Origin of the sequence: Haoranjiania flava (assembly GCF_025631005.1) — a bacterium.
Classification (GTDB): domain Bacteria; phylum Bacteroidota; class Bacteroidia; order Chitinophagales; family Chitinophagaceae; genus Haoranjiania; species Haoranjiania flava.
Map to the genome: position 1 here is coordinate 26,369 of NZ_JAOTPL010000019.1, position 24,669 is coordinate 51,037.

Annotated in this window: 21 protein-coding genes; 16 read left to right on the top strand and 5 right to left on the bottom strand. The window is 42.8% G+C overall.

The annotated features are described in order from the left end of the window. Positions 1-22 precede the first annotated feature (22 nt). From OD355_RS11560 to OD355_RS11630, 15 genes are all read left to right on the top strand, one after another. On the top strand, positions 23-880 hold the full coding sequence (locus tag OD355_RS11560) for a phosphodiester glycosidase family protein (RefSeq protein WP_263038642.1): 858 nt from the start codon (positions 23-25) through the stop codon (positions 878-880). Between the two features lie 28 nt (positions 881-908). Next, positions 909-1,997: a DUF4421 domain-containing protein gene (locus OD355_RS11565; protein WP_263038643.1), complete on the top strand. Its 1,089-nt coding sequence runs from the start codon at positions 909-911 to the stop codon at positions 1,995-1,997. Between the two features lie 426 nt (positions 1,998-2,423). Then, positions 2,424-5,366 carry a ligand-binding sensor domain-containing protein gene (locus OD355_RS11570; RefSeq protein WP_263038644.1) on the top strand — a complete coding sequence of 981 codons (2,943 nt, stop codon included), beginning with the start codon at positions 2,424-2,426 and terminating at the stop codon, positions 5,364-5,366. 21 nt (positions 5,367-5,387) lie between these two features. Next, positions 5,388-6,026 carry a response regulator transcription factor gene (locus tag OD355_RS11575; protein ID WP_263038645.1) on the top strand — a complete coding sequence of 213 codons (639 nt, stop codon included), beginning with the start codon at positions 5,388-5,390 and terminating at the stop codon, positions 6,024-6,026. Positions 6,027-6,184: 158 nt separating this feature from the next. Then, a complete protein-coding gene (locus tag OD355_RS11580) occupies positions 6,185-6,631 on the top strand; it encodes a hypothetical protein (protein ID WP_263038646.1) in 447 nt (148 codons plus the stop codon). A 337-nt stretch (positions 6,632-6,968) separates the two neighbouring features. Beyond that, entirely contained in the window at positions 6,969-7,310 is a 342-nt protein-coding gene (locus OD355_RS11585; protein ID WP_263038647.1) for a zinc ribbon domain-containing protein YjdM, read from the top strand. Positions 7,311-7,388: 78 nt separating this feature from the next. Next, entirely contained in the window at positions 7,389-8,129 is a 741-nt protein-coding gene (locus OD355_RS11590) for an MBL fold metallo-hydrolase (protein ID WP_263038648.1), read from the top strand. A 307-nt stretch (positions 8,130-8,436) separates the two neighbouring features. Continuing rightward, the gene (locus OD355_RS11595) at positions 8,437-9,141 is read left to right on the top strand and encodes a phosphoadenylyl-sulfate reductase (RefSeq protein ID WP_263038649.1); all 705 of its coding nucleotides are present in this window, start codon (positions 8,437-8,439) and stop codon (positions 9,139-9,141) included. 82 nt (positions 9,142-9,223) lie between these two features. Then, entirely contained in the window at positions 9,224-10,129 is a 906-nt protein-coding gene (cysD, locus tag OD355_RS11600) for a sulfate adenylyltransferase subunit CysD (protein ID WP_263038650.1), read from the top strand. Between the two features lie 103 nt (positions 10,130-10,232). Beyond that, positions 10,233-11,474 carry a sulfate adenylyltransferase subunit 1 gene (locus OD355_RS11605; RefSeq protein ID WP_263038651.1) on the top strand — a complete coding sequence of 414 codons (1,242 nt, stop codon included), beginning with the start codon at positions 10,233-10,235 and terminating at the stop codon, positions 11,472-11,474. 68 nt (positions 11,475-11,542) lie between these two features. Then, positions 11,543-12,376 carry a uroporphyrinogen-III C-methyltransferase gene (cobA, locus tag OD355_RS11610; RefSeq protein WP_263038652.1) on the top strand — a complete coding sequence of 278 codons (834 nt, stop codon included), beginning with the start codon at positions 11,543-11,545 and terminating at the stop codon, positions 12,374-12,376. 12 nt (positions 12,377-12,388) lie between these two features. After that, positions 12,389-14,071 (top strand): diflavin oxidoreductase, encoded by a 1,683-nt coding sequence (locus OD355_RS11615; RefSeq protein WP_263038653.1) that lies wholly within the window; start codon positions 12,389-12,391, stop codon positions 14,069-14,071. Between the two features lie 134 nt (positions 14,072-14,205). Then, positions 14,206-15,864: an NADPH-dependent assimilatory sulfite reductase hemoprotein subunit gene (locus OD355_RS11620; RefSeq protein WP_263038654.1), complete on the top strand. Its 1,659-nt coding sequence runs from the start codon at positions 14,206-14,208 to the stop codon at positions 15,862-15,864. Further along, a complete protein-coding gene (gene epsC, locus OD355_RS11625; RefSeq protein WP_263038655.1) occupies positions 15,857-16,711 on the top strand; it encodes a serine O-acetyltransferase EpsC in 855 nt (284 codons plus the stop codon). The genes OD355_RS11620 and epsC overlap by 8 nt, the downstream gene beginning before the upstream one ends. A gap of 11 nt (positions 16,712-16,722) precedes the next feature. Then, the gene (locus OD355_RS11630) at positions 16,723-18,222 is read left to right on the top strand and encodes a TSUP family transporter (RefSeq protein WP_263038656.1); all 1,500 of its coding nucleotides are present in this window, start codon (positions 16,723-16,725) and stop codon (positions 18,220-18,222) included. Positions 18,223-18,595: 373 nt separating this feature from the next. Here the strand turns inward: OD355_RS11630 and OD355_RS11635 are convergent, their stop codons facing one another. From OD355_RS11635 to OD355_RS11650, 4 genes are all read right to left on the bottom strand, one after another. Then, positions 18,596-18,802: a CsbD family protein gene (locus tag OD355_RS11635; RefSeq protein ID WP_263038657.1), complete on the bottom strand. Its 207-nt coding sequence runs from the start codon at positions 18,800-18,802 to the stop codon at positions 18,596-18,598. Positions 18,803-18,939: 137 nt separating this feature from the next. Further along, entirely contained in the window at positions 18,940-19,725 is a 786-nt protein-coding gene (locus tag OD355_RS11640; protein WP_263038658.1) for a TPM domain-containing protein, read from the bottom strand. 18 nt (positions 19,726-19,743) lie between these two features. After that, positions 19,744-20,208, bottom strand: a complete 465-nt coding sequence (locus tag OD355_RS11645) for a TPM domain-containing protein (RefSeq protein ID WP_263038659.1) — start codon at positions 20,206-20,208, stop codon at positions 19,744-19,746. Beyond that, a complete protein-coding gene (locus OD355_RS11650) occupies positions 20,208-20,819 on the bottom strand; it encodes a LemA family protein (RefSeq protein WP_263038660.1) in 612 nt (203 codons plus the stop codon). Before OD355_RS11650 ends, OD355_RS11645 begins: the two co-directional genes overlap by 1 nt. Before the next feature lie 284 nt (positions 20,820-21,103). Between OD355_RS11650 and ggt the strand changes: the two genes are divergently transcribed. Continuing rightward, the gene (ggt, locus tag OD355_RS11655; protein WP_263038661.1) at positions 21,104-22,816 is read left to right on the top strand and encodes a gamma-glutamyltransferase; all 1,713 of its coding nucleotides are present in this window, start codon (positions 21,104-21,106) and stop codon (positions 22,814-22,816) included. A 511-nt stretch (positions 22,817-23,327) separates the two neighbouring features. Here ggt and OD355_RS11660 read toward each other — a convergent pair. Continuing rightward, positions 23,328-24,374 carry an Atu2307/SP_0267 family LLM class monooxygenase gene (locus OD355_RS11660; protein WP_263038662.1) on the bottom strand — a complete coding sequence of 349 codons (1,047 nt, stop codon included), beginning with the start codon at positions 24,372-24,374 and terminating at the stop codon, positions 23,328-23,330. Positions 24,375-24,669 lie beyond the last annotated feature (295 nt).

Here is a 24,669-nt window from a genome sequence, read left to right on the forward strand (position 1 = left end):
TTACTTTGATAAAAATATTATTATGCAAAAGTCGCTGCTTTCGGTTGTTTTTTGTTTGCTGTCTGTTTTTGTTTTTGCACAGGATGCAGATTCTGTGTCATTTGTAAGCGCCGGGTGGCAGAAGCAGAAAATCAAATACAAAGTACAATTTTTCAAACATCATTTCAACGCAAAAGATCTGTTTGCCTCCAATCAGAACATTAGTTATGTAGAAGTAAAAGGTAAATGCTTTGCACCCAAACTGTCAATCGGTTATGAAAAGCAAGATCTGATCAGAACGAGCGATTTTGGTAAAAAGTACAACGCTGCCGTAGCTCTGAACGGGTCTTTTTTTAATGTAAAAAACGGCGGATCGGTCAATTATTTAAAGATCAATGACGTGGTGATAGATACCAGCGAATTGAGTGCAGGCAGGCTTGGCCAAAGGCAAACAGCCGCTGTAGCGATTGATAAAAAAGGCAGGCTGCATATTGTAGCATTTGATGCAGCAAATAATTGGGGAAAAGAGATCGGCTTTCCGGACGTACTGGCAACAGGCCCTTTGTTGTTGATGCATGGAGAATCATTAAAGCTCAGTGATGAAAAATTCAATACGGCCAGGCATCCGCGTACCGCAGCAGGAGTAAGGAAAGACGGTACCGCCATTTTGCTGACTGTAGATGGAAGGAATGCCAACGCCCAGGGCGCAGATATGTGGGAACTGCAGAAAATCATGCGCTGGCTTGGTTGTGTATCTGCCGTAAACCTTGACGGCGGCGGATCTACAACCCTGTGGATACGGGGCTTCCCGGACAATGGTGTTGTAAACTATCCCTGTGATAATAAACAATGGGATCATTTCGGCGAAAGAAAAGTTTCTAACGTGCTCCTTGTAAAATGATAAATCAGAAAACTTTACGAATTGATAAATGTTCTTAACTTCTTGTAAAGCATACAACATGCGTGCAGCCTTTACCGTTTATTGCATTTTATTGTTGAGTATAAAAGTAGCTGCTCAAACCGACTCGCTGAAGTTTGATCCAAACTACTATGAGCGCTATCCTTACAAACTGATCATATCGCCATTCCTTGTAAAAAGCTACAATGGCCTTGCGTTGTCTACTCCCGGTGCGAAAGAAGACATCAGCTATATCAGCAACTCTCCTGCAGGCGTTGGCCTGCGCGTGGGCTATGACTGGTTTTCGGTTTCCGCATCTTATGGTATCAGCGCCATAGATAAAAATTTTAAATCAAAAGGTAAAACCAAGGCGCTCAACCTGCAGACCAATTTTATGGCGCGCAACTTTGTGTTGGATGTATACTTTCAAAAGTATAGCGGCATGTACCTGCGCGCTCACAACCTGCCTGCTTATAATGCGCAACCATACTATGTACGGCCGGATATTGACAATAAACTGCTTGGTGTTTCTGCAAGCTGGGTTTTTAATGGTAAAAAATTCAGCATTCGCCCGCCGTTTAAGTTTGATGGCTGGCAAAAGAAATCAGCAGGTTCTTTCCTGGCAGGCGTTGAATACCTGATGGGATCTGCACAAAGCGACAGTGCATTTATCCCGGCTGCCTATAAGAAAGATTTTGCGCACAGCAATGTAAACATGGTGAAGTATACACTTTTCGGACCCAACGTGGGCTACGGGCACACCTTTGTGATAGGCAGGCATTTTTTCGTTTCGGCACTGGGCACTTTAAATGCAGATGTAAGCCATACACAAGAGTTTAGCCTGGATAATGCCGTAAACAGGCGCTGGAATTTTGCGCCCAATATATATTTCAGAGGAGGCATAGGCTACAATACACCGGCCTGGGAAGTAGCCTTCAGCTACTTTACCAAAAGGCTTTATCTCTCCGGCATGTCTCATGACAACCGCTACCGTAACTACAACGATGATTGCCGGCTGTCGTACACACGGCGTGTACATCCGGGAAAGCGCATACCTAAAGCAGTAAATTGGGCGGGTAATATTATTGAAAAGCTGGGCCTGGGATTTTTAATAAAATAAGTTTTTGTTATGCATATCTAAGTAATTTTATCCTTCACAGAGCTTATATACCTTGCTGCCCAACGGCTACAAAGTTTTGCCCAGAGCTATAGCCTGCATGCATTGTATAAGCGTTGCGGCAATGTTTTAGAAAAGCGCTTATTTTATGCAATCTTCAATTCTGTTGATGACACATGGCTGCCGCCGGCAGAAAAATATTCAGCTTTATAGGGCTATGATTCTTAATTTCAAATATCCCCCTAAAAGGGTGAAAGAAAAATTGTTCATTATCCATATTTTTGAATGTACTCCAGGTAAATTTTATAAGAATAGTTTTGAATATTTTTCTGATGTAATTTTAACTTTGAAAATCACGGCGCCCGCAATTTCAACTACTGTTATTTTTTTAAAATTATCCGTTAAGCATTCATACCAACCTTATCCATTATGAAGTTCCGGGATATCTTCAAATACAGTTTTACTACTTTATGTTTAGCCAGTAGCCATATAAAAACATTTTCCCAGAATTTACCTTTTGAAAATTTTAGCGTAGAGCGCGGTCTCAGCCAATCGCAGGTCTTTGCTATTACACAGGATCCCCAAAAACATTTATGGATTGGAACTTACGGGGGCTTAAACAGGTTCGATGGCTCTTCATTTAAATTATTTACCAAAAAAGACGGGCTGAACTCTAATGTAATAACAGCTTTATACAATTCACAACAAGGCGGTATCTGGGCAGGTACGCGCAAGGGATTGTCATATTATGACGGCAGAAAATTTATTAATTATCCTGTTAAAGGCCATTTCAGCGATTATGATTTTTTTTCTTTAGTAGAAGATGACCGGGCTACGATTTATGCTTTAGATCGCAAGGGTAGCTTTTTTAGGGTAAAGAATAAAGTATTGGAAAAAATATCGGTTTCAGAGGATAGCCGGTCGCCCGTGACATGTTTGTATAAAGACCGCGGCGGACAACTTTGGGTTTATGTATATGGCAAGGGGTTTTACACGTATAAAAAAGATGAATGGCAACAACAAAATGCATTTGATTTGCATTCTTCAAATGAAACCATCCGCTATATGTGTGAAAGCAATGGTGGCTTCTACGCCATTTCTAACAAAAAAAACGTGTACAAGATCTATCAGGACAGGGTAGCTTATGTATCAAATATTCAATCAGAATATATTTTTTCCGTGGAAGTAGCCTCCAATGGAGATATTTGGATGGGAACAGGACAGGGCATTAAAATCTTTGACGGAATAAATTTTACGCTGAAAAAAGAAATTACTTCTTCGAACGGTATAGGCGAAAATTTTATTATAGACATATTTAAGGATGCAGATGATAACATATGGCTTGGTTCCGACGGGCAAGGGCTTTTTAGATATAGCTATGGAGAATTTTTACAGTTTAATCAATCTCATGGATTGTTTGGAAATATTGTTATGGGCATCACAGAAGATAAAAGCGGAAACCTTTTAATCGGTACCAGGGAGGGCGGGTTACAAAAATTTAATGGTTCCGAAAATAATTTTTCCAAAATAGACTATTCATCGCTTAGCAGATTTGGTATCAACTGTATGGGCACTGATTCTAATAAAAATCTTTACATAAGTACAATGGATAGCAGATGTTTAATAAAAAAGGGTGCTGCTTTCCAGGAAATTTCATTGTTAAAAAAATACAGGCCGGGTATATTTTCTTTTACACCTTATAAAACAGGCGTAATTGCTAATACCACCATAGGGGCTTTTATTGTAGATGGCCATAAAGTTGAACAGGTTGCAGATTTGCGTTTAATGGTCACCGGTTCATTAGTCTGGGGAAAAAACGTGATTTTCGGCACTTCCAAAGGTGTGTATATTATGGGTGCAGATAAGAAAATTAAAACTACCGGTATCCCTATGCTGTCTGAGCTTGAAGTAAATACACTTACAAAGTATAAAGACTATGTCATTATCGGCAGTAATGATGGTGTCTTTTTCTGGAATACCAGCAATCAATCTCTGCATGTATGTAATATTGAAAACGGCCTGTCGGATAATAATATATTTGCTGTTTTATGTGATGGCCAGGGTAAAATCTGGATTGGCACCACTTCCGGCTTACATCAGATCTTGCTGAAACCCAATGGCGATTTTGAAGTAAAACGGTTTGCCCGATCCGATGGATATGAAAGCTCAGAAACAAACCTCAACGCAATATATGAAGATGCAAATGGGCATATATGGGTCGGAACTACCAAAGGTGTATTCGTATATAGCAGGCAGGCCGGCAACAATAAAATGTACAGGCCTTATGTCGTGATCCAAAGTGTGGAAATGTCAAACGTCAGGCACGACTCATTATCCAAAAAAGAATTTACGCTGTGGAATCACTTGCCATCAGCGCCCCAAATAAAGTATGCTAATAACAGCATTTCCTTCAAAGTAAAAGGCGTTTATTTAAAAGATCCCCATCTTGTAAAATATTCTTACCGTTTAGCAGGTTATGAAACAGCGTTTACCAAACCTGCCGCTCAATCCTTTTTAAGCTACAAAAACCTGGAACCGGGTAAGTATGTTCTTCAGGTTAAAGCATATATTCCTAACGGTATAGCATCTGAAAATACAGCAGAATACCCTTTTACAATTACCACTCCTTTTTATAAATCTATATGGTTTAAGATCCTGGCTATATCCATGCTTATCATGTCAGGAATAACAATAAACTATGTGTTTGTGAAGATAAGGATCAGGGATCGTAAAGAATCAGAGGCTTTAAGGGCAAGAGAGCAGGAAAGGCTGAGACAACAAACCGCCGAAGATTTTCACGATGAGTTGGGAAATAAGCTTACCCGCATTACCATTCTAACGGATGTATTACAAAGTAAACTAAACCCGGAAGATCTTGCAAACAATCATCTTGTAAGCCAAATTAAAGCGAATGCACTTGCATTATATACCGGCACGAAAGAAATTGTGTGGTCTTTGTCTAAGGAAAATGCCAACCTGTTAGAAGTAGTACAAACGCTGCGAAAGATCGGCAATGAACTATTTAACGACACGAGCATTGAGTTCCGGATTTTCGGAATTGAACATGTTGATGAAGGCGTCCAGCTGCCTCCGGGGTATAACAGAAATATTATTATGATCTTTAAAGAGTTGTTCAATAATAGTTTGCGGCACTCGGCATGTGATGCTATAACAATTGAAATAAGGCCCATTATCGACCGGGTAATTATTTTTCATTATTCAGATAACGGGAAAGGTTTTGATGAGGCAAACGTGACGAAAGGTAATGGGCTCTCCAACATAGAAAGACGCGTTCAGCGAATAAATGGGAGTTTTTCATTACGCTCAATTCAAAATAGCGGAACAGCCTGCCTGTTGAAAATTCATTTATAAACCAATATAAATTTTAATAAAATGAGTTCCAATCTTGACACGCTAATAAATGTATGCATCATTGAAGATGATGAAGTGATCCGGCAGGGTTATAAAACATTATTAGAAGAAGATCCCGGCTATTTCGTATCAGGCTCTTATGCATCCTTCGAAGAAGCATACCGATTATTGAAAGATGATTGTCCGGATATAATTCTTCTTGATGTTCAATTGCCGGGCATGCGGGGTGTAGATGCTATACCCCTGATAAAAAAGATATTGCCCGAAGTTTTTATTTTGATAATTACTGTATATGAAAATGAGGAAATTATTTTCTGTGCGTTGAAAAACGGCGCTTCAGGTTATATCACAAAAGATACTCCATTCGGAAAAATAAAAGAAAGTATTAGGGAAATAATAAATGGCGGAGGTGTAATGAGCGCCAATATTGCCAAACAGGTGATAAAATCTTTTGAAAGAAATTTGAATTCACCGCTTAGTAAAAGAGAAATCGAGATTTTAGAGCAAATATCCGAAGGAAAAAGCAGAACAAGAATTGCAGCACAATTATTTATTGATCTAGAAACGGTTAAGTCACACATTAAAAATATCTATAGCAAATTAGATGTTAATTGCCGGGAAGATGCTATCCGGATTGCGCGGAATAATAAATATATTTAAGGCTACGCTTGTAGCGACCTGCTCATTCAGCATTTAACCGGTTACTATTTATCCCGGCACTTTCATTTCCCCAAAAAATCACTCCTTCCGGGGGATATAAGGTTATTGTGAGGGGTTTACCTTTATAAAAATATTTCCCCACCTAAAAAAATACACAGATGAGAAAATTGTTCATTGCTTTTTCAATATTGTCGGCATTTTTCTTAATGGCCGCCATGCCTGCTCAAAATGTAAATAACAAAGCTATTGAAACCTTTAGCGCAATATTTAAAGATGCTTCAGAAATTCGCTGGCGCTCTTATAAAACATTCACAGACGCAGCGTTTATCCAGAACGACCGGCGTATAACAGCAACCTTTGATAATGCCGGCAATCTTATTCAGACTATAAGTTATTACAAGGAGGATAAATTACCTCCTATGATATTAAACAGGATTAGGAAAACATATGCATATCATGAGATATTTTATATAACCGAGGTTTTTAATAGCTACGGCCACAATTATAAAGTGCTGTTGCGTGATGATAAAAAGTATTATTATGTCAATGTTGCTGAAAGTGGACAAATGAGTCTGATGCAAAAATATAATCGTGCCGACCTTTAAATTAGATTGTTCCTAACTTCTGCCGTTTGTTGTCGTACTTATAAAGTTTGGTTCCCAACTGCTAAAAACCGGGGGCCATTACTTTGTTAAGTGCCTAAAAGCCGCCTGTCATCACAGCATTTCTTTTGTCATCCGGTTAATTTTGTGAGGATAAATTGACAATTATCTTCTTTTTTAAACAACCTTGTTGCCGGCAGCATGGCATTTTTAAAAGCAGAATACCGGCGTAACGATTGATATTGGGAAAACCCGCTTAGTCGCTTCCTTCGCTACATACTGTTTCTTATAACAAGCACAATCCCTGAAATATTGGCTATCTTCGCCAAAATAAATTTGTATGCCTGAAACAGTGAAGTGCCCGCAGTGTGGATCTGCATTTACTTATCCCAATGATAATTTGATGGTTTGCTCGCAATGTTTTTTTGAATGGGATCCTGAAGAGCAGGAATCTCCCCAGAACAGGTCCGGCAAAATCGTAGATGCCAATGGTAATGAATTGCAAAACGGCGATACGGTAATCATTATCAAAAACTTACCGGTCAAAGGCGCTCCCAAACCGATAAAAGCAGGTACCAAAGTTAAAAACATACGCCTTACAGATGGCGATCATAATATTGACTGCAAGATAGATGGTTTTGGCGCGATGGCATTAAAGTCTGAGTTTATAAGGAAAGCGTAATTTTTCAAGACCCTTCATTCTCCCGCTGAAGTAAAATGATTACTCTTCTTACATTTGCACCTCAAAAACAATAGTTTTATGAGAATAATTCCTTTAGAGGAAGGCACGTTTACCGTAGATAAATCTAAGCAGATGGTGCCTTTCAACAGTAAAGAAGATGAGCTGGGAGACAGGAATGCAGGCAGCCTGCTTGTTGCGGTTACCCCGTTTTTAGTGATCACTTCCAATGATGTAATTTTACTTGACACGGGCCTGGGGCTTAAAGAAGCTGGTACTTTGCAGCTATTGAACAACCTGCAAAAACACCAGCTAAGTGCGGGAGACGTTACCAAAGTTTGTATGTCGCACCTGCATACGGATCATATTGGAGGAATGAGTATTACTGATGCGCAGGGTAATCAGCAGATGGCTTTTCCGAATGCAACATACTACATCCAGGAAAAAGAACTGGAATATGCATTGTCAGGCGGCTCAGCTTCCTACAAACCAGAAAGGCTGGCATTTTTGCAAGGCCACCCGCAGGTAGAGCTGATCAATGGCGATGGAAATATTGACGATTATATTTATTACGATCTTACGGCAGCACACTCAAAGTATCACCAGGTGTTCTGGGTAGAAGAAGATGGCGATCTGGCATTTTTCGGAGCCGATGACGCGCCCCAGCTTGTGCAGATGAAAAGCCGCTTTGTTGCTAAGTACGACTATGATGGCAAAAAATGTATGCAGCTGAGGCAGGAGTGGTGGGAGACTGGAAATAACAATCGCTGGACATTTCTTTTTTATCATGATGTAACCACACCCGTTTATAAACAGGAATAACCTTAGTACTTTTAGCGGGAAATTTGCGTGCCTTGTGCGATCCTCGCGGCCCATATGTTTCAGAGCCATTAACCATAAAGTGCATCAGGAATGCACAGATCGCATAAATAAAACTTCGCGTAAGTGTAATAGTGCGCCTATGCTGAAGGCTGCACAGGCTTATGTTTCAAACAATAATTGATAAATATTTATACGTTTAAAACTTGTTTTAATAAAACACCCATTCATTATTTTATAAAATAACGAAATGAATATTTGTATATCAAAACAAAGCCTGTATATTTGTCCCCTAATTTAGTAGACTATTATGGCTGAACGCAGTGAGATATTATTAAACAGCATCGCAGAACTCAATGAAGTAGAGGCTTTGAGCTTTCTGGCCAATGAGTTCCCGGGTGCTGTTACTTTCTCCAGCAGCTTCGGAATGGAAGACCAGGTGATTACCCACATGATCTTATCCGGCCGTTTGCCAATCAGTATATTTACATTGGATACAGGCAGGATGTTTTATGAAACTTACTACACCTGGAGCCAGACCAACGAACGATATGGCACGCACATAAAACCTTATTACCCTGATGCTGCACATATTGAGGCATTCGTGGAAGCCAATGGCATCAATGCATTTTACGAATCACCTGCCATGAGAAAACAGTGCTGCTTTATCCGCAAGGTAGAACCATTGAACAGAGCGTTGAGCGGTAATAAAGTCTGGGTTACAGGACTGCGTGCCGAACAGTCATCGTCAAGGGAAAGCCTTCCTCAACTCGAGTGGGATGAAACACACGGCTTATATAAATTTCACCCATTGATGGATTGGACAACGGAGCAGGTAAGGGCATACATTAAACAAAACAACGTTCCCTACAATCCACTACACGATCAGGGTTTCATCAGTATAGGCTGTGCGCCCTGTACACGTGCCATAAAGCCCGGCGAAGATTTCAGGGCCGGCAGGTGGTGGTGGGAAGACAACAGTAAAAAAGAGTGCGGCCTGCACGTGCATAAATAACAGATCAGCTACACAGAAATAATTGCCGGTTGCTGTTAGAAGAAAAAAATCAGCCGTCAGGCAGCGAACAAAATATAAACGGATGCAATATCATTTAGATTATTTAGAAGAATTAGAGGCAGAAGCGATTCATATATTCAGGGAAGTAGGCGGGCAATTTGAGAAACCCGCACTGCTTTTTAGCGGCGGAAAAGATTCTATTGTATTGGTACACCTGGCATTGAAAGCATTTCGTCCCTGCAAGTTTCCTTTCCCGCTGGTACATATTGATACCGGTCACAACTTCCAGGAAGCATTAGACTTCAGGGATGAGCTGGTAAAAAATATCGGCGAAAGGCTTATTGTTTGTAAGGTTGAAGATACCATTCGGGAAAAAGGATTGACCGAGCCTAAAGGCAAGTTTGCCAGCCGCAACCAGCTACAGACCTACACTTTGCTGGATGCCATTGCGCAGTATGAGTTTGATGCGTGTATTGGCGGTGGAAGGCGCGATGAAGAAAAAGCGCGGGCAAAAGAAAGGGTGTTTTCTGTAAGAGATGATTTCGGCGGTTGGAATCCCAAACTTCAAAGGCCGGAGCTATGGCACACGTACAACGGTAAAATTCACAAAGGAGAGAACGTGCGTGTATTTCCTATCAGCAACTGGACGGAACTGGATATCTGGAATTATATACGCAAAGAGAATATAAAGCTGCCTGCTGTATATTTTTCTCACCAGCGTGAAGTAATAGAGCACCAGGGGCAACTGATAGCAGTATCGCCCTACATCAGGGTTGATGAAAATGACAAAAGAGAATGGCGAAACGTACGCTACCGCACCGTTGGAGATATGACCTGTACGGCAGCCGTAGAATCAGAAGCTTATGATATTGATGACATCATTAATGAGATTGCGGCTACAAGAACCAGCGAACGAGGTGAAACAAGAATAGACGATAAATTCTCCGAAGCGGCTATGGAAGACAGGAAGAAAAGCGGGTATTTTTAATTAATGGATAAGGGATAGTTGAGAATGGAAATGAAGTGGAAAGAGGAAAATTAATGGATTATAAATAAATGAGTAGTGTCTCACTATTCAACAATAAAATAAGATGGACATTTTAAGGTTTTTGACGGCAGGCAGTGTGGACGACGGTAAGAGTACGCTGATCGGCAGGTTGCTGTACGACAGTAAAAATATTCTCATAGACCAGCTTGAAGCTTTGGAGAGAAGCAGCAAATTGCGCGAAGACGGATCTGTAGACCTTGCTTTGCTCACTGATGGTTTGCGCGCTGAACGCGAACAGGGCATTACCATTGACGTAGCCTATAAATATTTTTCTACACCCAGGAGAAAATTTATCATTGCAGACGCACCCGGCCATATCCAGTATACCAGGAACATGGTTACCGGCGCTTCAAATGCAGACCTGATCATCATCCTGGTAGATGCGCGCAACGGCGTAATAGAGCAAACCCGCCGCCACTCCATCATTGCTTCTCTGTTAAATATACCACACATAGTAGTTGCCATCAACAAAATGGACCTGGTAGATTACGCAGAAGAAAAGTTTCAGACAATTGTCAGCGACTACAACAAAGTGGCTGAAGCCCTGAATTTAAAAGACATCAACTTCATCCCCATCAGTGCATTGGATGGTGACAACATTGTAGAAGCTTCTAAAAAAATGAATTGGTATCAAGGGCCTACACTCATGCATTTGCTCGAGACTATAGAGGTGCAGAGCTCTGTAAACCTTACCAATGCACGCTTCCCGGTACAATTGGTACTGCGCCCCCAAGTAGACGAACTGCATGACTACCGTGGCTATGCAGGAAAGATTGAAAGCGGCTTTTTCAAAAAAGGCGATAAGATAAAAGTTTTCCCTTCAGGCGTACCCGCAACAATTGCAGCCGTGGAAGTAAACAACAAAATAGCAGATGTAGCTTTTGCGCCACAGAGCGCTGTACTGCACTTAGATGAAGATGTTGACATAAGCCGTGGTGATATGATCGTGAAAGAAGACGATTTGTTGAAGGTGGCACAGGAAATAGAAGCGCTGGTTTGCTGGATGGATGAAAAACCTATGCAGGTGCGCAACAGGTATATTTTGCAGCACAACAGCAGAAGAGAAATTGTGATCATCAGAGACATAAAATACAGGCTGAACGTAAACACATTGGAAAAAGAGGACAATATTTCTTCAGCACAGCTAAATGAAGTGGTAAAGGTTGCTCTGAAAACCGCATCACCATTGGCTTATGACAGTTATAGAAATATCCGAGAAACAGGCGGCGCAATTTTAATAGATGAAACAAGCTTCGTTACGGTAGGCGCGGTATTGTTTCAGTAAACTATAAATTGTTTGTGTAAGACAAACAATTTTTTTGACTTATTAGTCCACCAAAATTATAGAGAATAATGCATAAAGGAAAAGTTATTATTGCCGGCGCGGGCCCGGGCGACCCGGAGTTGATCACATTGAAAGCAGCGCGCTACCTGGCTATGGCAGATGTGATACTTACCGACAGGCTGGTGAGTAAAGACATCATTGCCGCACATGCTTCTGTTTTTGCTAAAGTAATTTTAGTGGGTAAAGATGGTTGCAAAAATGGCCTGTCTGTAACGCAGGAGGAAATAAACCGTTTAATAGTTATGTATGCTAAGCAAGGCAACACGGTAGTGCGGTTAAAGGGCGGCGATGTAGCTTTTTTCTCGAATGTATTGGATGAATTACAAACACTGGCGCAAAATAATATTGCTTATGAAATTATACCAGGCATCACTGCAGCATCGGGTGCATCTGCATTTGCAGGCATGCCGCTTACTGCCCGTGGACATAGCCGTGGCGTGCGTTTCATGACATGGTCATCCGGTAAAAACAAGCAGGAAGATAATGTAGATTGGAAAGAATTAGCGCATACAAAAGATACGCTTGTGTTTTACATGGCAGGGGCGAACTGGAAAGAACTGGCCGCACATTTTATAGAAAGCCAGGTTGATGAAAATAAAAAGATTGCCATCATAGAGCAGGCCACCACACCTTACCAGAAAGTGCATATTTATCAATTCAATGACATAGATAAAATTACAAACAATAAATTTGTTTCTCCCTCGCTCGTTGTGATAGGCAGTGTTGTGAGCCTTCATCAGCAATTTGCGTGGAAGAAAAATGCTACCCTCTCCGGAAACTATTTTCCAGATGCTACAAGGACTGCGATCACCAACGATACCACCATCAAACAAACTGCTTAATAAAAAAATACGATGCTAATAGAACCAAAGCTTAACTTATTTAAAGAACTGATCTCAGATGCATCTTCCGATGAACTGGTGTGGATGAATGGCTTTTTGTCGGGAATTCTTTCTGCCAAAGACATAGCGCCAGGCAAACAAAATACAGCAACTGCGCGGCTTTCCGTGATATACGCTACAGAAACGGGTAATGCTAAAGCGCTGGCTACTAAGTTTGCTGCTGAAGGGAAAAAATCCGGAATTAAAGTAAAATTAGCTCCTGCGGAAACATACAAGATCAAGGATATAGAGAAAGAAGAGAATGTAGTGGTTGTCATCAGCACACAAGGTGATGGCGAGCCACCGCTTTCAGCAGCTAAATTCTTTCATGCACTTCACAATACTGCTTTACAATTACCTGATCTGAAATTTGGTGTATTGGCATTGGGTGATAGTTCGTATCCCTTGTTTTGCCAGGCAGGTATTGATGTAGACAGAGAACTTGAATTGCGCGGTGCACAAAGAATTTTCCCGTTACAAAAATGCGATACCAACTATGAAGCGGATGCAACGCAATGGTTTGCAAATGTCATAAGTGCGCTGAAAGGCAGTACTCATCAGGCTTCTGGCGTACCGGTCGCCAAAAAGCAGGCGAATGCAAGAAAGATTTACAACGGTATCATCACTACAAATATTAACCTCAATGATGAAGGCTCTTTAAAAGCGACCCACCATATTGAGATCAGCGCTGAAGATTTAGCTTATGAGCCGGGCGATGCCATTGGTATAGTGCCTGTAAACAGCAGGGAGCTTGTAGAGGAAATATTGAAGACAGTTGCTGTTGATAAGAACGAACAGGTTACCTGGCGCGACCAGCATACCGACATTGATACGTTGCTGGCCAAGAAGGTGCAGGTTGCTTACCTGCCGGAACGCGTGGTGAAAAAATACGCTGAGATCACGGGTAATAATATCCCCGCAACCCGTATGGATCTTAAGGATCTGCTGAAAATATACCCGGTGAGCGGACGGGAAGAATTCTTCCGGGTTGTAGAAATTTTAGAACCCATTACCCCAAGGCTATATTCTATTTCTTCATCGCTTGAAGCAGCTGCAGATGAAGTACATATCACGGTAGCGCTGGATAGATTCAGTGTGAATGACAAAGAAGTGTGCGGCCATTGCTCGGACTATCTCACCGGCCTTCCGGTTGGCACACAAGTAGATTTTTATGTACACAGCAATAAAAACTTCCGCCTGCCTGCCGCAGATGCAGATGTGATCATGATCGGCCCGGGAACAGGAATAGCGCCATTTCGTTCGTTTCTTTTTGAGCGTGATGCACAAGGAGCCGGCGGTCGCAACTGGCTCTTCTTCGGGGAGCAACATTTTACCACAGACTTCCTGTACCAGACAGAAATACAATCATTTTTAGATACAGGCGTGCTCACAAAATTCAACGGCGCGTTCTCAAGAGACCAGGAGCATAAGGTTTATGTGCAACACAAGATGCTGCAGCATGCCAAGGAGCTGTTTAGCTGGATAGAAAATGGCGCTCATGTTTATGTGTGCGGCGCACGCGAGCCAATGAGCATGGACGTTGAAAACGCTCTGCTGTCAATAATTTCAAGAGAAAAAAGTATTAATGAAAGTGAATCAAAACAATATTTCGAAAAGCTGGTTGAAGAAGGCAGGTATCATAAGGATGTGTACTGATAATTGCAGATTGCAGATTAGGGCATCTTAAAAATTACATTTCACTATTCACTATTCACCATTCACCATTTACCATTTACCATTCACCATTCACCATTCACCATTCACCATTCACCATTCACCAACATCACATCATGGAAAGCACCGTAGAGAAAATAAAGAAACAAAGTAAAGGTTTGAGGGGCTCGCTGCTTGAAGGCCTCAACAATGAAGTAACCGGAGCCATAAAAGAAGACGATACGCAGCTTGTAAAATTTCACGGTATGTATCAGCAGGACGACCGCGATAAAAGAGAGACAAGGGCTGAAAAAAAGCTGGAGCGCTTATACTCCTTTATGGTGCGGCTACGCTTGCCCGGCGGCTTTCTGACTGCTGCACAGTGGCAGGATCTGCACCACATCGCGGGTAAATATTCTACAGGTATCATCAAGATCACTACACGCCAGACATTGCAGTTGCACGGCATTCTGAAACGCCATGCACAACCAACGCACAAAGCTTTCAACCTGATGAAAGTAGATTCTATTGCGGCTTGCGGTGATGTCAACAGGAATGTAACAGCTACTGCGCATCCGCAGGTGTCGCAGGTACACGAAGAAGTTTACCGATACGCACACCACATCAGCGATATGCTTCTGCCAAAAACAAAGGCTTACTACGAAATATTTGTAGGCGATGAGAAGGTTGCGGAGAAAACAGAAGATGATCCCTTGTACCAGGAGCGCTACCTCCCACGCAAATTCAAAATAGGTATAGCCATACCGCCACTGAATGATGTAGATATTTTTTCAAACGATGTAGGGCTGATTGCTATTGTGAAAGACGGTGAACTTGCAGGATTCAATGTTGCTGCGGGCGGAGGCATGGGCGCTACACATGGCAACCCTGATACATATCCGCGGCTGGCAAGTATGTTGGGCTATATTAAAAAGGAAGATGCCGATAAAGTGATTTATGAGATAGCTACCACGCAAAGAGATTTCGGCAACCGGGAAGACAGGAAGTTTGCCAGGTTGAAATATACCATTGATAAAATGGGCGTGGATGTATTTAAAAAAGAAGTAGAAGCAAGGAGTGGTGTGGCTTTAAGCGATCCTGAAACATACTTTTTCAGTCAGCGAACAGATGATTACGGCTGGCACAGAAACCATGAAGGCAAATGGTTTTATACAGCTTTCGTTGAAAACGGCAGGGTGCTGGATGATGAAAAAGTACAATTCAAAACAGCATTCCTGGAGATAGCGGCTTCCGGCAAGGCCGATTTCCGTTTTACCTGCAATCAGAATATTGTACTCAGCAATGTGGCTGATGCAGATAAGGATTTTGTTGGAAGCATCCTGCATAAATACGGCATTATACAAAATACAGAACAGTCATCGGTTGTAAGAAAAGGCGCTATGGCCTGTGTGGCGCTCAACACCTGCGGCCTTGCGCTTGCGGAAGCGCAACGTTATATGCCGGCATTTTTAACCAAAGTTGAAGCATTGCTTGACAGGCATGACTTATTGAACGAGCATATATCTATCCGCATGACCGGCTGCCCTAATGGTTGCGCGCGTCCTTACATGGCGGAGATCGGGCTGGTGGGCACTGCTCCGGGGCATTACAACCTGATGATAGGAGCCGATGTGATCGGTCAGAGATTGAACACGTTGTTTAAACCCAATATTGACGAACAGCAAATATTGGCTACGCTGGATGCGTTATTCCTTCAATTTAAAAATGAAAGAAACGAAGCAGAGCCGTTCGGGGATTTCGTACATCGCAAAATTTTAAATCAAACATATGCATAATAAAGATTTCAAACAAAGCCTGTACAGGCATCACAATACTATACAGGCGCATTTGCCGGATAAGGAACTCAGCCAGCAATTCATAGATCATTTATACAATTTTCTTTTTATTCCCAGGCAGGGCATTAACAGTAAGGAGCACGAAATAGAAAAAACGCTTCACGCTTTAAAAAATCATCTTTCTACGCTCATCTACGAAGTAACCCACGACGTGCCTGCGGCACAGGAAGCCGCCGAAAAATTCTTTAGTGAATTGCCCGGACTTTACGAGGAACTGCTCAATGATGCCAAGTCCTTTATTGCCAATGATCCTGCGGCTTTAAACCTGGCAGAGGTGCTCAATGCATACCCCGGTTTTTATGCTATCAGCGTTTACCGTATTGCTAACTCATTGTGGAAGCAACATATAAAAATACTGCCGCGCGTATTTTCAGAATATGCCCACAGCAAAACAGGCGTAGACATACATCCCGGCGCTACCATCGGCAAAGAATTTTTTATTGATCATGGTACAGGCGTGGTGATCGGTGAAACTGCTGTCATCGGCAATGGAGTGAAAGTTTACCAGGGTGTGACTGTCGGCGCATTTAATTCAGAAAAAAATAAGCGTGCTGAAAGAAGACATCCGAAAATTGAAGATAATGTAATTCTATATTCGGGAGCTACAGTGTTAGGCGGAGATACGGTTGTCGGGCGCGATAGCATCATTGGTGCAAACGTGTGGCTCACACACAGCCTGCCACAGGCCTCGCTCGTTTTTCACAAAAGTGAAGTAGTAAGGCGCGGCAAGGATTCTGTGGCTACCCTACTTATGCAGGTGGCGGATGATGAACTTTTACAGGATTAAAAAAAATGCTGATGCACCCAACCGAAGAAAACTGCAGAACTGCTAATCATCTTTTCCCTGTTTTCCTGAAGCTTGAAAACCTGCGTGTATTGCTGATAGGCGGCGGAAACGTAGGTGTGGAAAAGCTTTCAGCGATCATGAAGAATGCGCCATTGACTAAGGTGACAGTAATAGCAAAGGAAATTGATGACCGCATTTTACAGATGCAACGCAGGTACAGCATAGAAATTATTCAAAAAGAATATGAATATACCGACCTTGAAGGTTATAATATTGTATTCGCAGCAGTGAATGATTTGCAGCTTTCGGCCCAGCTTGCACAAGATTGCAGGCAGCAGCGTTTACTGGTGAACGTGGCAGATAAGCCGGATATGTGTGATTTTTATTTAAGCTCTGTTGCCGCTAAAGGAAGTTTAAAAATAGCGGTTTCTACCAATGGCAAATCTCCCACATTTGCCAAACGGCTCAAGGCCATTTTGGAAGATGCAATTCCTGATGAAACAGAGTGTGCGTTGGACAACCTCGAAGCTATAAGGAATAAAATACACGGCAACTTTACAGAGAAAGTGCACACGCTGCATCAGGCTACTTCATCACTTTCGCTGCATAACGGCTTGCCGGGGTCACAACAATCGGTATCTGAAATAAAGTGGAAGAAAATAGCCTGGCTGAGCCTGGGGGCCTTCTTCTTTATGATATTTGGATACATCATTATTTCGCTGATACCATTGAAAGAGATCGGTGTTTTAGCTTCTACACTGGATAAGACTTTTTACTGGATGATAGCCATCGGTTTTGTTGCTCAAATGGTGGACGGTGCGCTGGGCATGGGTTACGGAGTTACTTCCACAGCTGCATTACTCAGCGTAGGCGTACCTCTTCCTGCTATCAGCGGCAGTATTCATACCGCAGAAATGTTCTCCAGTGGCGCTTCGGGTTTCAGTCATTATAAGTTTGGCAACATCAACAAAAAACTGTTGCGTACGCTCATCATTCCCGGCGTTGCGGGATCTATTGCTGGTGCAGTTTTGCTGTCTGTGTTAGGCATTAAGCACGCAGACTACATCAGGCCATTGCTTGCGGTGTACACCATGTTGCTTGGTTCAAGAATTTTATACAATGCATTCAAAAAAAGACGGCGTTCAAAAAAAGTAAAGCGCGCCGGTTGGCTGGCGCTTTCAGGCGGCTTCCTGGATTCATTCGGAGGCGGAGGTTGGGGGCCGCTGGTTACCAGCACGCTGATATCAAAGGGAAAGACGCCGCGCTACGTGATAGGCACAGTGAGCCTGGCAGAATTTTTTGTAACATTCGCCAGCGCACTAACCTTCTTTTCATTTTTAGGCTTAAGCCATTGGCAGGTGATCCTGGGATTGATCCTCGGCGGCATTTTAGCAGCACCCATTGCTGCACGCCTTGCCGGAAAACTTCCTGTAAAAACAATGTTCATCGGTGTAGGACTGTTGGTAATTATCTGGTCGCTGAACATTTTACTGAAAAGTTTTTGGGGATAATGAACAGGGCAATATTGCCGCTAAGTTTTTTTTGGATTGTATTTCCTTTGCAAGCACGGTGGTTAAATAAATCATTTGAAACACAAGGGCCACACGGCTGGCACAAGGTGCACTATTATTGCCGTGAAGATACTGAGGCGCTAAGTTTTTTTTGGATTTTTATTTGCCGGGCAAACATCCTTAATAAATCATTTGAAACACAAGGGCTACAAGGTTGGCACAAGGTACACTATTATTGCCATGAACATACTGAGCCGCTAAGTTTTTTGCATTATATTTCTTTATCTTTTTTGATCAATCTGCCTATTTGCCTATTGGCAGCAAAAAAATAGCGTCCCGCTTTGGAACGCTATTTCATCTGGTGTTGTAAAGACTAATATTCATCAAACTTAATATCATCAATAAAAGAATTGATGTTTTCTTTGGTTTCACCAGTTTTCCTTTCCAGTCTGCCTAACAATTCATCTTCCTTTCCTTCTTCGTATAAAAGATCATCGTCAGTCAGGTCTGCCCATTTTTGTTTAAGGGTGCCTTTTACAACGTTCCAGTTTCCTCTTACTTTTTCTGAAAATGTGCTCATAGTTTTCTGTTTTAATAGTTAACGAATTGCCATAGTATATGGCTGGTAATGAAATATTTATATGCAAAATCAAAGCCAAATCGTATGCAGAAAATAAAGTTTGGAAAAGATTATGCTTTGTGTTAGCAACACTATAATTACCATCCGCCGCTGGCGCCTCCGCCGAAGCCGCCTCCACCGCCGAACCCTCCGAAGCCTCCGCCTCCGCCGCCAAAGCCGCCTCCGCCCCAGCCGCTGCCGCGGCTGCCGGTATCTATCCAAATGGGTGGAATATAGTTGCCATAACCTCTGCGGCTAACCATGCCGCCGCCCCTGCCGCCTTTTCCGCCGCCACCGCGGAATGCACGCATGATAAATATAAACACCAGCACGAGAAAGATAATGGAAGACAGGCTGATACCTTTTGATTTTTTTTCTGCCTGACGCGGTTCCCGGTATTCACCTATGGCTGCTTTCGCCAAAGCATCGGTTGCTTCGTCGATACCACGATAGTAGTTTCCTGCACGGAAATTCGGAGTAATATGGTTATCTATAATGCTTTTGGCAGTAATGTCAGGGATAGCGCCTTCCAGCCCGCCGCCTACTTCAATCCTTACCTTCCGGTCGTTGAGTGCGATCAGTAAGAGTATACCGTTATTTTTTTCTTTGGCGCCTATGCCCCAGGTCTTTAGAACCTTGTACGCGTAGTCTTCTATCGGATAGTCGTTCAGCGTAGGGATTACCAGTACTGCGATCTGGTTAGATGTGCTGTCGTCTATCATCACCAGTTTTCTTTCCAGTATATCAGCCTGTTCGGGCAGGAGCACATTAGCATTGTCCACCACTAAGCGGTTTGGCCTGGGCGGGATGTTTTGCGCATGCAATTGCATAAAGCTGAGCAAGGCAACCAGGAACGATAGTAAAAATTTATTGGTACGGTACAAAATGTTGAATTAAAAAGATTAAGACCCGAAGATAATATCATCCGGCAGTTCGTTTTTGTTGTTTTCTGCCGGTGCAGGAAAATGTGTCTTCAGTACAGCGCCTATATCGTTGATCACATTTACAATGCCGGCAACAAACTGATCACTCTTAAATTCCGAAATAATCTTCTGTAATTCTTTATCCCAGAATTCTTTTCCTACACGCTGATGAATGCCTTCATCGCCGAAAATAGCCAGCTGCTTATGTTTCAAAGCTATGTAAATGAGCACACCGTTCCTGTTGGCAGTCTGGTGCATTTGTAAGTGTTCAAAGATAGCTACCGCTTTATCAAGTGCATTTACATATTGGCACTTGCTTTCCACAAAAAGCCGCACCTCGCCACTCGTATGCATCTCTGCCTGCTGGATGGCGGATATGATCTGTTTCTGTTCTTCTTCGGTAAAGAAGGCGTTTTTGGATTTTGTCCTGAAGAATTTTATCATTATCTGCTGGTATCTGTTGCCGGGTTGCTGAAATCTACGCTCGGAGCATTTTGCGAACCGGGATCTGCTTTGAAACCTTCTTTTGGTCTGAAGCCAAACATGCCGGCGAAAATATTGCCCGGGAACCTTCGTGCCACGTTGTTGTATTCCTGCACTGCAGTATTGAATTCATTTCTTGCCACGGTTATGCGGTTTTCAGTTCCTTCCAGTTGAGTCTGCAGGTTTCTGAAGGCGTCGTTTGCACGTAAGGTAGGATAATTTTCGGCAACCATCAATAAGCGTCCCAGCGCCTGTGACAATTGTCCCTGTGCATTCTGGTATTGCTGTACCGCTTCAGGCGTGAGGTTTTCGGCATTTACTTTCATCTGCGTAGCAGAAGCACGCGCATTGATCACATTTTCCAATGTAGATTTTTCAAAGTTGGCTTCACCTTTTACAGTAGCTACCAGGTTAGGGATAAGGTCGGCTCTGCGTTGGTACTGGCTCTCTACATTATTCCATTTGTTCCTTACATTTTCATCCTGGCCTATCAGCGTGTTGTAAGTATTGCAACCGCCGCATCCTGCCAGAACCAGTACGAGAACAATAATAATTAATAAAGCATTTCTCATTTTTAGTGTTTTAAATTTAGTAATAGGTACAAAGCTAAGATTTATATCAAATATCTTACCAACTTAAACAGTTACGTATGCAAGAATGAAACCATCAGTAAGCGTAGGATTGTTAGTAATAAAAAACTATTTTTGGTATAATAAAGATTCTTGTGCATTAGCCATAAGCACATTAAAAGCATAAAAAATACACACATAAAATAGCCATAAGCAAAGTTGCATACCAACCGCGAATGAATAAAGGCTATTCCATGTGGCAAACAGAAAAAATTAATTATACACACATGAAACAACTGCTTCTCTTTTTCGCTTTCATATCTTTTTCCGCTGTAGCAATGTCTCAAAGTAAGTATGTGGGCAAAGAAAAAGTGATAGACCCTTTCAGTTACCGCATTACCAAAACAGGGACTTACCAAAACGCAGCAGTTGCCACAGCGCACCCGCTGGCGTCTGAAGTGGGCGTGCAGGTATTGAAGCGGGGCGGCAATGCTTTTGATGCAGCCATTGCCGTGCAGTTTGCACTCGCGGTGGTTTATCCGCAGGCGGGTAATATTGGCGGAGGAGGGTTCCTGATGGCAAGAACTGCTGCCGGCAAACAGGTAGCTATTGATTACAGGGAAACAGCGCCCGCTAAAGCATACAGGGATATGTACCTGGATAAAGATGGTAAGCCTGTTGAAGGATTGTCTGTAAACGGGCACCTCGCATCCGGCGTGCCGGGTACGGTAGCAGGGCTTGCAGCAACAGCAGCCTACGGCAGGTTGCCGTGGAAAGACCTGGTAGACCCTGCTATCTCACTGGCACAATATGGCTTTGCCATCACCAAAGAAGAAGCAGCTAATCTTAACGCTATCAAGCAAGATTTACTGAAATACAATACCATGCCCACAGCGTTTACCAAAGACCGGAAGTGGATGGAAGGCGATGTGCTGATTCAGGCTGAGCTGGCAGAAACACTGAAACGTATCCGCGATCACGGCGCCAAAGGATTTTATGAGGGAAAGACTGCAAGGCTGCTGACAGAAGAAATGCAAAGAGGCGGGGGCATTATTTCAGCAGAAGATCTAAAAGCCTATAAAGCGAAGCACCGCAAGCCTGTGGTTTTTTCATACAGGGGCTATGAAGTCATCAGCTTTCCGGCGCCCAGCAGCGGAGGCATATTACTTGGGCAGATGTTGAAAATGGCTGAGCCTTTCCCTTTGCAGTCCTATGGCCACAACAGCGCAAAGGCAGTGCATTTGCTTGCTGAGATCGAGCGGAGAGCTTATGCTGACAGAGCTGAATACATGGGCGATCCCGATTTCTATAAAGTGCCGGAGAAAGAACTATTATCGGCTAAATACCTTACCGGCAGAATGAAAACATTTGATTCCCGAAAAGCATCAGTCAGCAAAGAGATGCAACATGGCAACGTGTATGAAAGTGACCAGACTACACATCTTAGTATTGCAGATAAAGCCGGAAATATGGTAGCTGTAACCACTACGCTCAATACGTCTTACGGTAGTAAGGTAGTGGTAGGCGGCGCCGGTTTCTTTACGAACAATGAAATGGACGATCTCAGCATTAAGCCCGGAGTGCCCAATGTTTACGGAGCTGTGGGCCGGGAGGCTAACGCAATCGCGCCCGGTAAAAGAATGCTCAGCTCTATGACTCCCACACTGGTGCTTAAAAATAAAAAACCTTTCATGGTGGTAGGTACACCGGGAGGTACTACTATTCCCACATCTGTTTTACAAAGCATAGTAAATGTAATTGATTTCAGGATGCTGCCACGTGAAGCTATTGATGCGCCTAAGTTTCATCACCAGTGGCTGCCAGACCGGATTGATGTGGAGAAAAGTTTCCCGAAATTTGTTGTTTCCGAATTAGAGAAAAAAGGCCATACGGTAAACCAGCGCGGGCAAATAGGAAGAGTGGAAATGATCTTGTTTGAAAAGCGCGGCCTGAACACAGCCGCCGATTCACGCGGCGATGACAGCGTAGCCGGGTATTAAAGTTGAGGAATGCTGGTCTTTATAGAATTTGCATGTTTACACCTCATCCCGCTGATGCTGGGTGCACAGTTTATTGTTTACAACTCAAAAAAATATTAATTTTAATGAATAACCATAAAGATTAAGCATTGGTTGAAAGCGCCTAAATCTAAAAGTTCCGATAACTATCGGCACAAGTGGAAAATAATAAAAGCATACACATCAACAAAGCTATGTGTTGGTCAATAATTTATGATGGTCAGCTGCTCTTTGCGGTTGTAATCCCGAAGCCGTATCGGGAGAGTTCAAATCTCCTGTTAGCTTAGACATTGCAAATGCCGCATAGCCGTTGCTGAATTTTTTATTAGTTATACTACTTATCAGAATTTAAGATATGAAAGCGCAAAGCATTTAAGTGGCATTCATTAATAAAAAAATCAGGATGGATCCTTAAAGAGCATGCTGATTCTTTCGGGCAGAGTACTCCGGCTTCCAGCCGTACTGTTTTTGATAAACTAAACCGCTTTGTAGTCTATCTTATGCCAATCCTTCTCTTTACTTGCGGCACTACTTCCTTCGCATATAGTTCTGTGGATTTCTGTACCAGTTCGTGAGGTACGGTTCCCATGCTGGAATGCGCCATAAATCTCGTGAAGCCGAACATTTCATGTTCCATCACAATTTTGTTCACTACTTTTTCTACGCTTCCTACCATCAGCGAACCGCGTTCGCTGCGCATAAATTCGAATTGCTGTCGTGTCATCGGCTGCCAGCCGCGGTCTTTGCCTACGCGATCCATCATCCGGGCATAATGCGGGAAGAATGCATCGGCAATTGCCTCGTCATCTTCGCCGATAAGCACGTGGTTGTTGATGCCCACCTGGAGTTCTTCTGCTGAAGTTCCGTTTTCCCAAGCAGTCTTTTTATACAAATTAATAAACGGGATAAAATTTGACGGCATTCCACCGATGATGGCAAGCATTAAAGGGAGTTTCAGTTTCGCTGCACGTACCGCTGAAGCCGGAGTTCCGCCCGCAGCCAGCCACACAGGAATTTGCCCGTCCAAAGCTCTGGGATAAACACCCAGGTTGGAGATCGGTTTTCTCTGGCTACCGCTCCACGACACTCTTTCCGATCTGTTGATGGCGAGTAGCAATTCGAGTTTTTCTTCAAAAAGCTCGTTGTAATTAGATAAGTCGTAGCCGAACAGCGGGAAACTCTCAATAAACGAGCCGCGGCCGGCCATAATTTCTGCTCTTCCGCCGGATATAAGATCTACCGTTGCAAACTGCTGGTAAGTGCGTACCGGATCGTCGGAACTTAAAACGGTTACAGCGCTGGTGAGTTTAATATTTTTGGTGACGGCCGCCGCAGCTGCCAACACCGTTGTGGGCGATGATACTGCATAATCTTCCCGGTGGTGCTCGCCGATGCCGAATACTTCTATACCGAGTTCATCTGCCAGTTTTATTTCTTCCAGCAGGTGCTGTATTCTCCGGTGTGCGCTGATGCCTTTTCCCGGGACTGTTTCCGGCGCCATATCTGCAAAAGTCATCAGTCCGAATTCTATTTTTTTCATCAGTATTTTTTATTTTGCCGCTGTTGCGGCTGTTAAAATTGTCATATGGAATAGCCTTTATACACCAATAGTTGGTATGCAGGTTTTGCTTATGGCTATTGCATTGCGTATTATTTATGTACAAAAATATGATATAGAAGGTTCTGAAAAATTAATGTATATTAATGGTTGCAGATATTTCTTTTAAGTACCGGCACAAGCGGACGCTTGCGCCTGGGAGTTGATGGTTGCAGAGCTTACACGTAGTGTTAAACCGTAGATATAACTACACGCTTGCGCTGGTAGTGGCTTATCT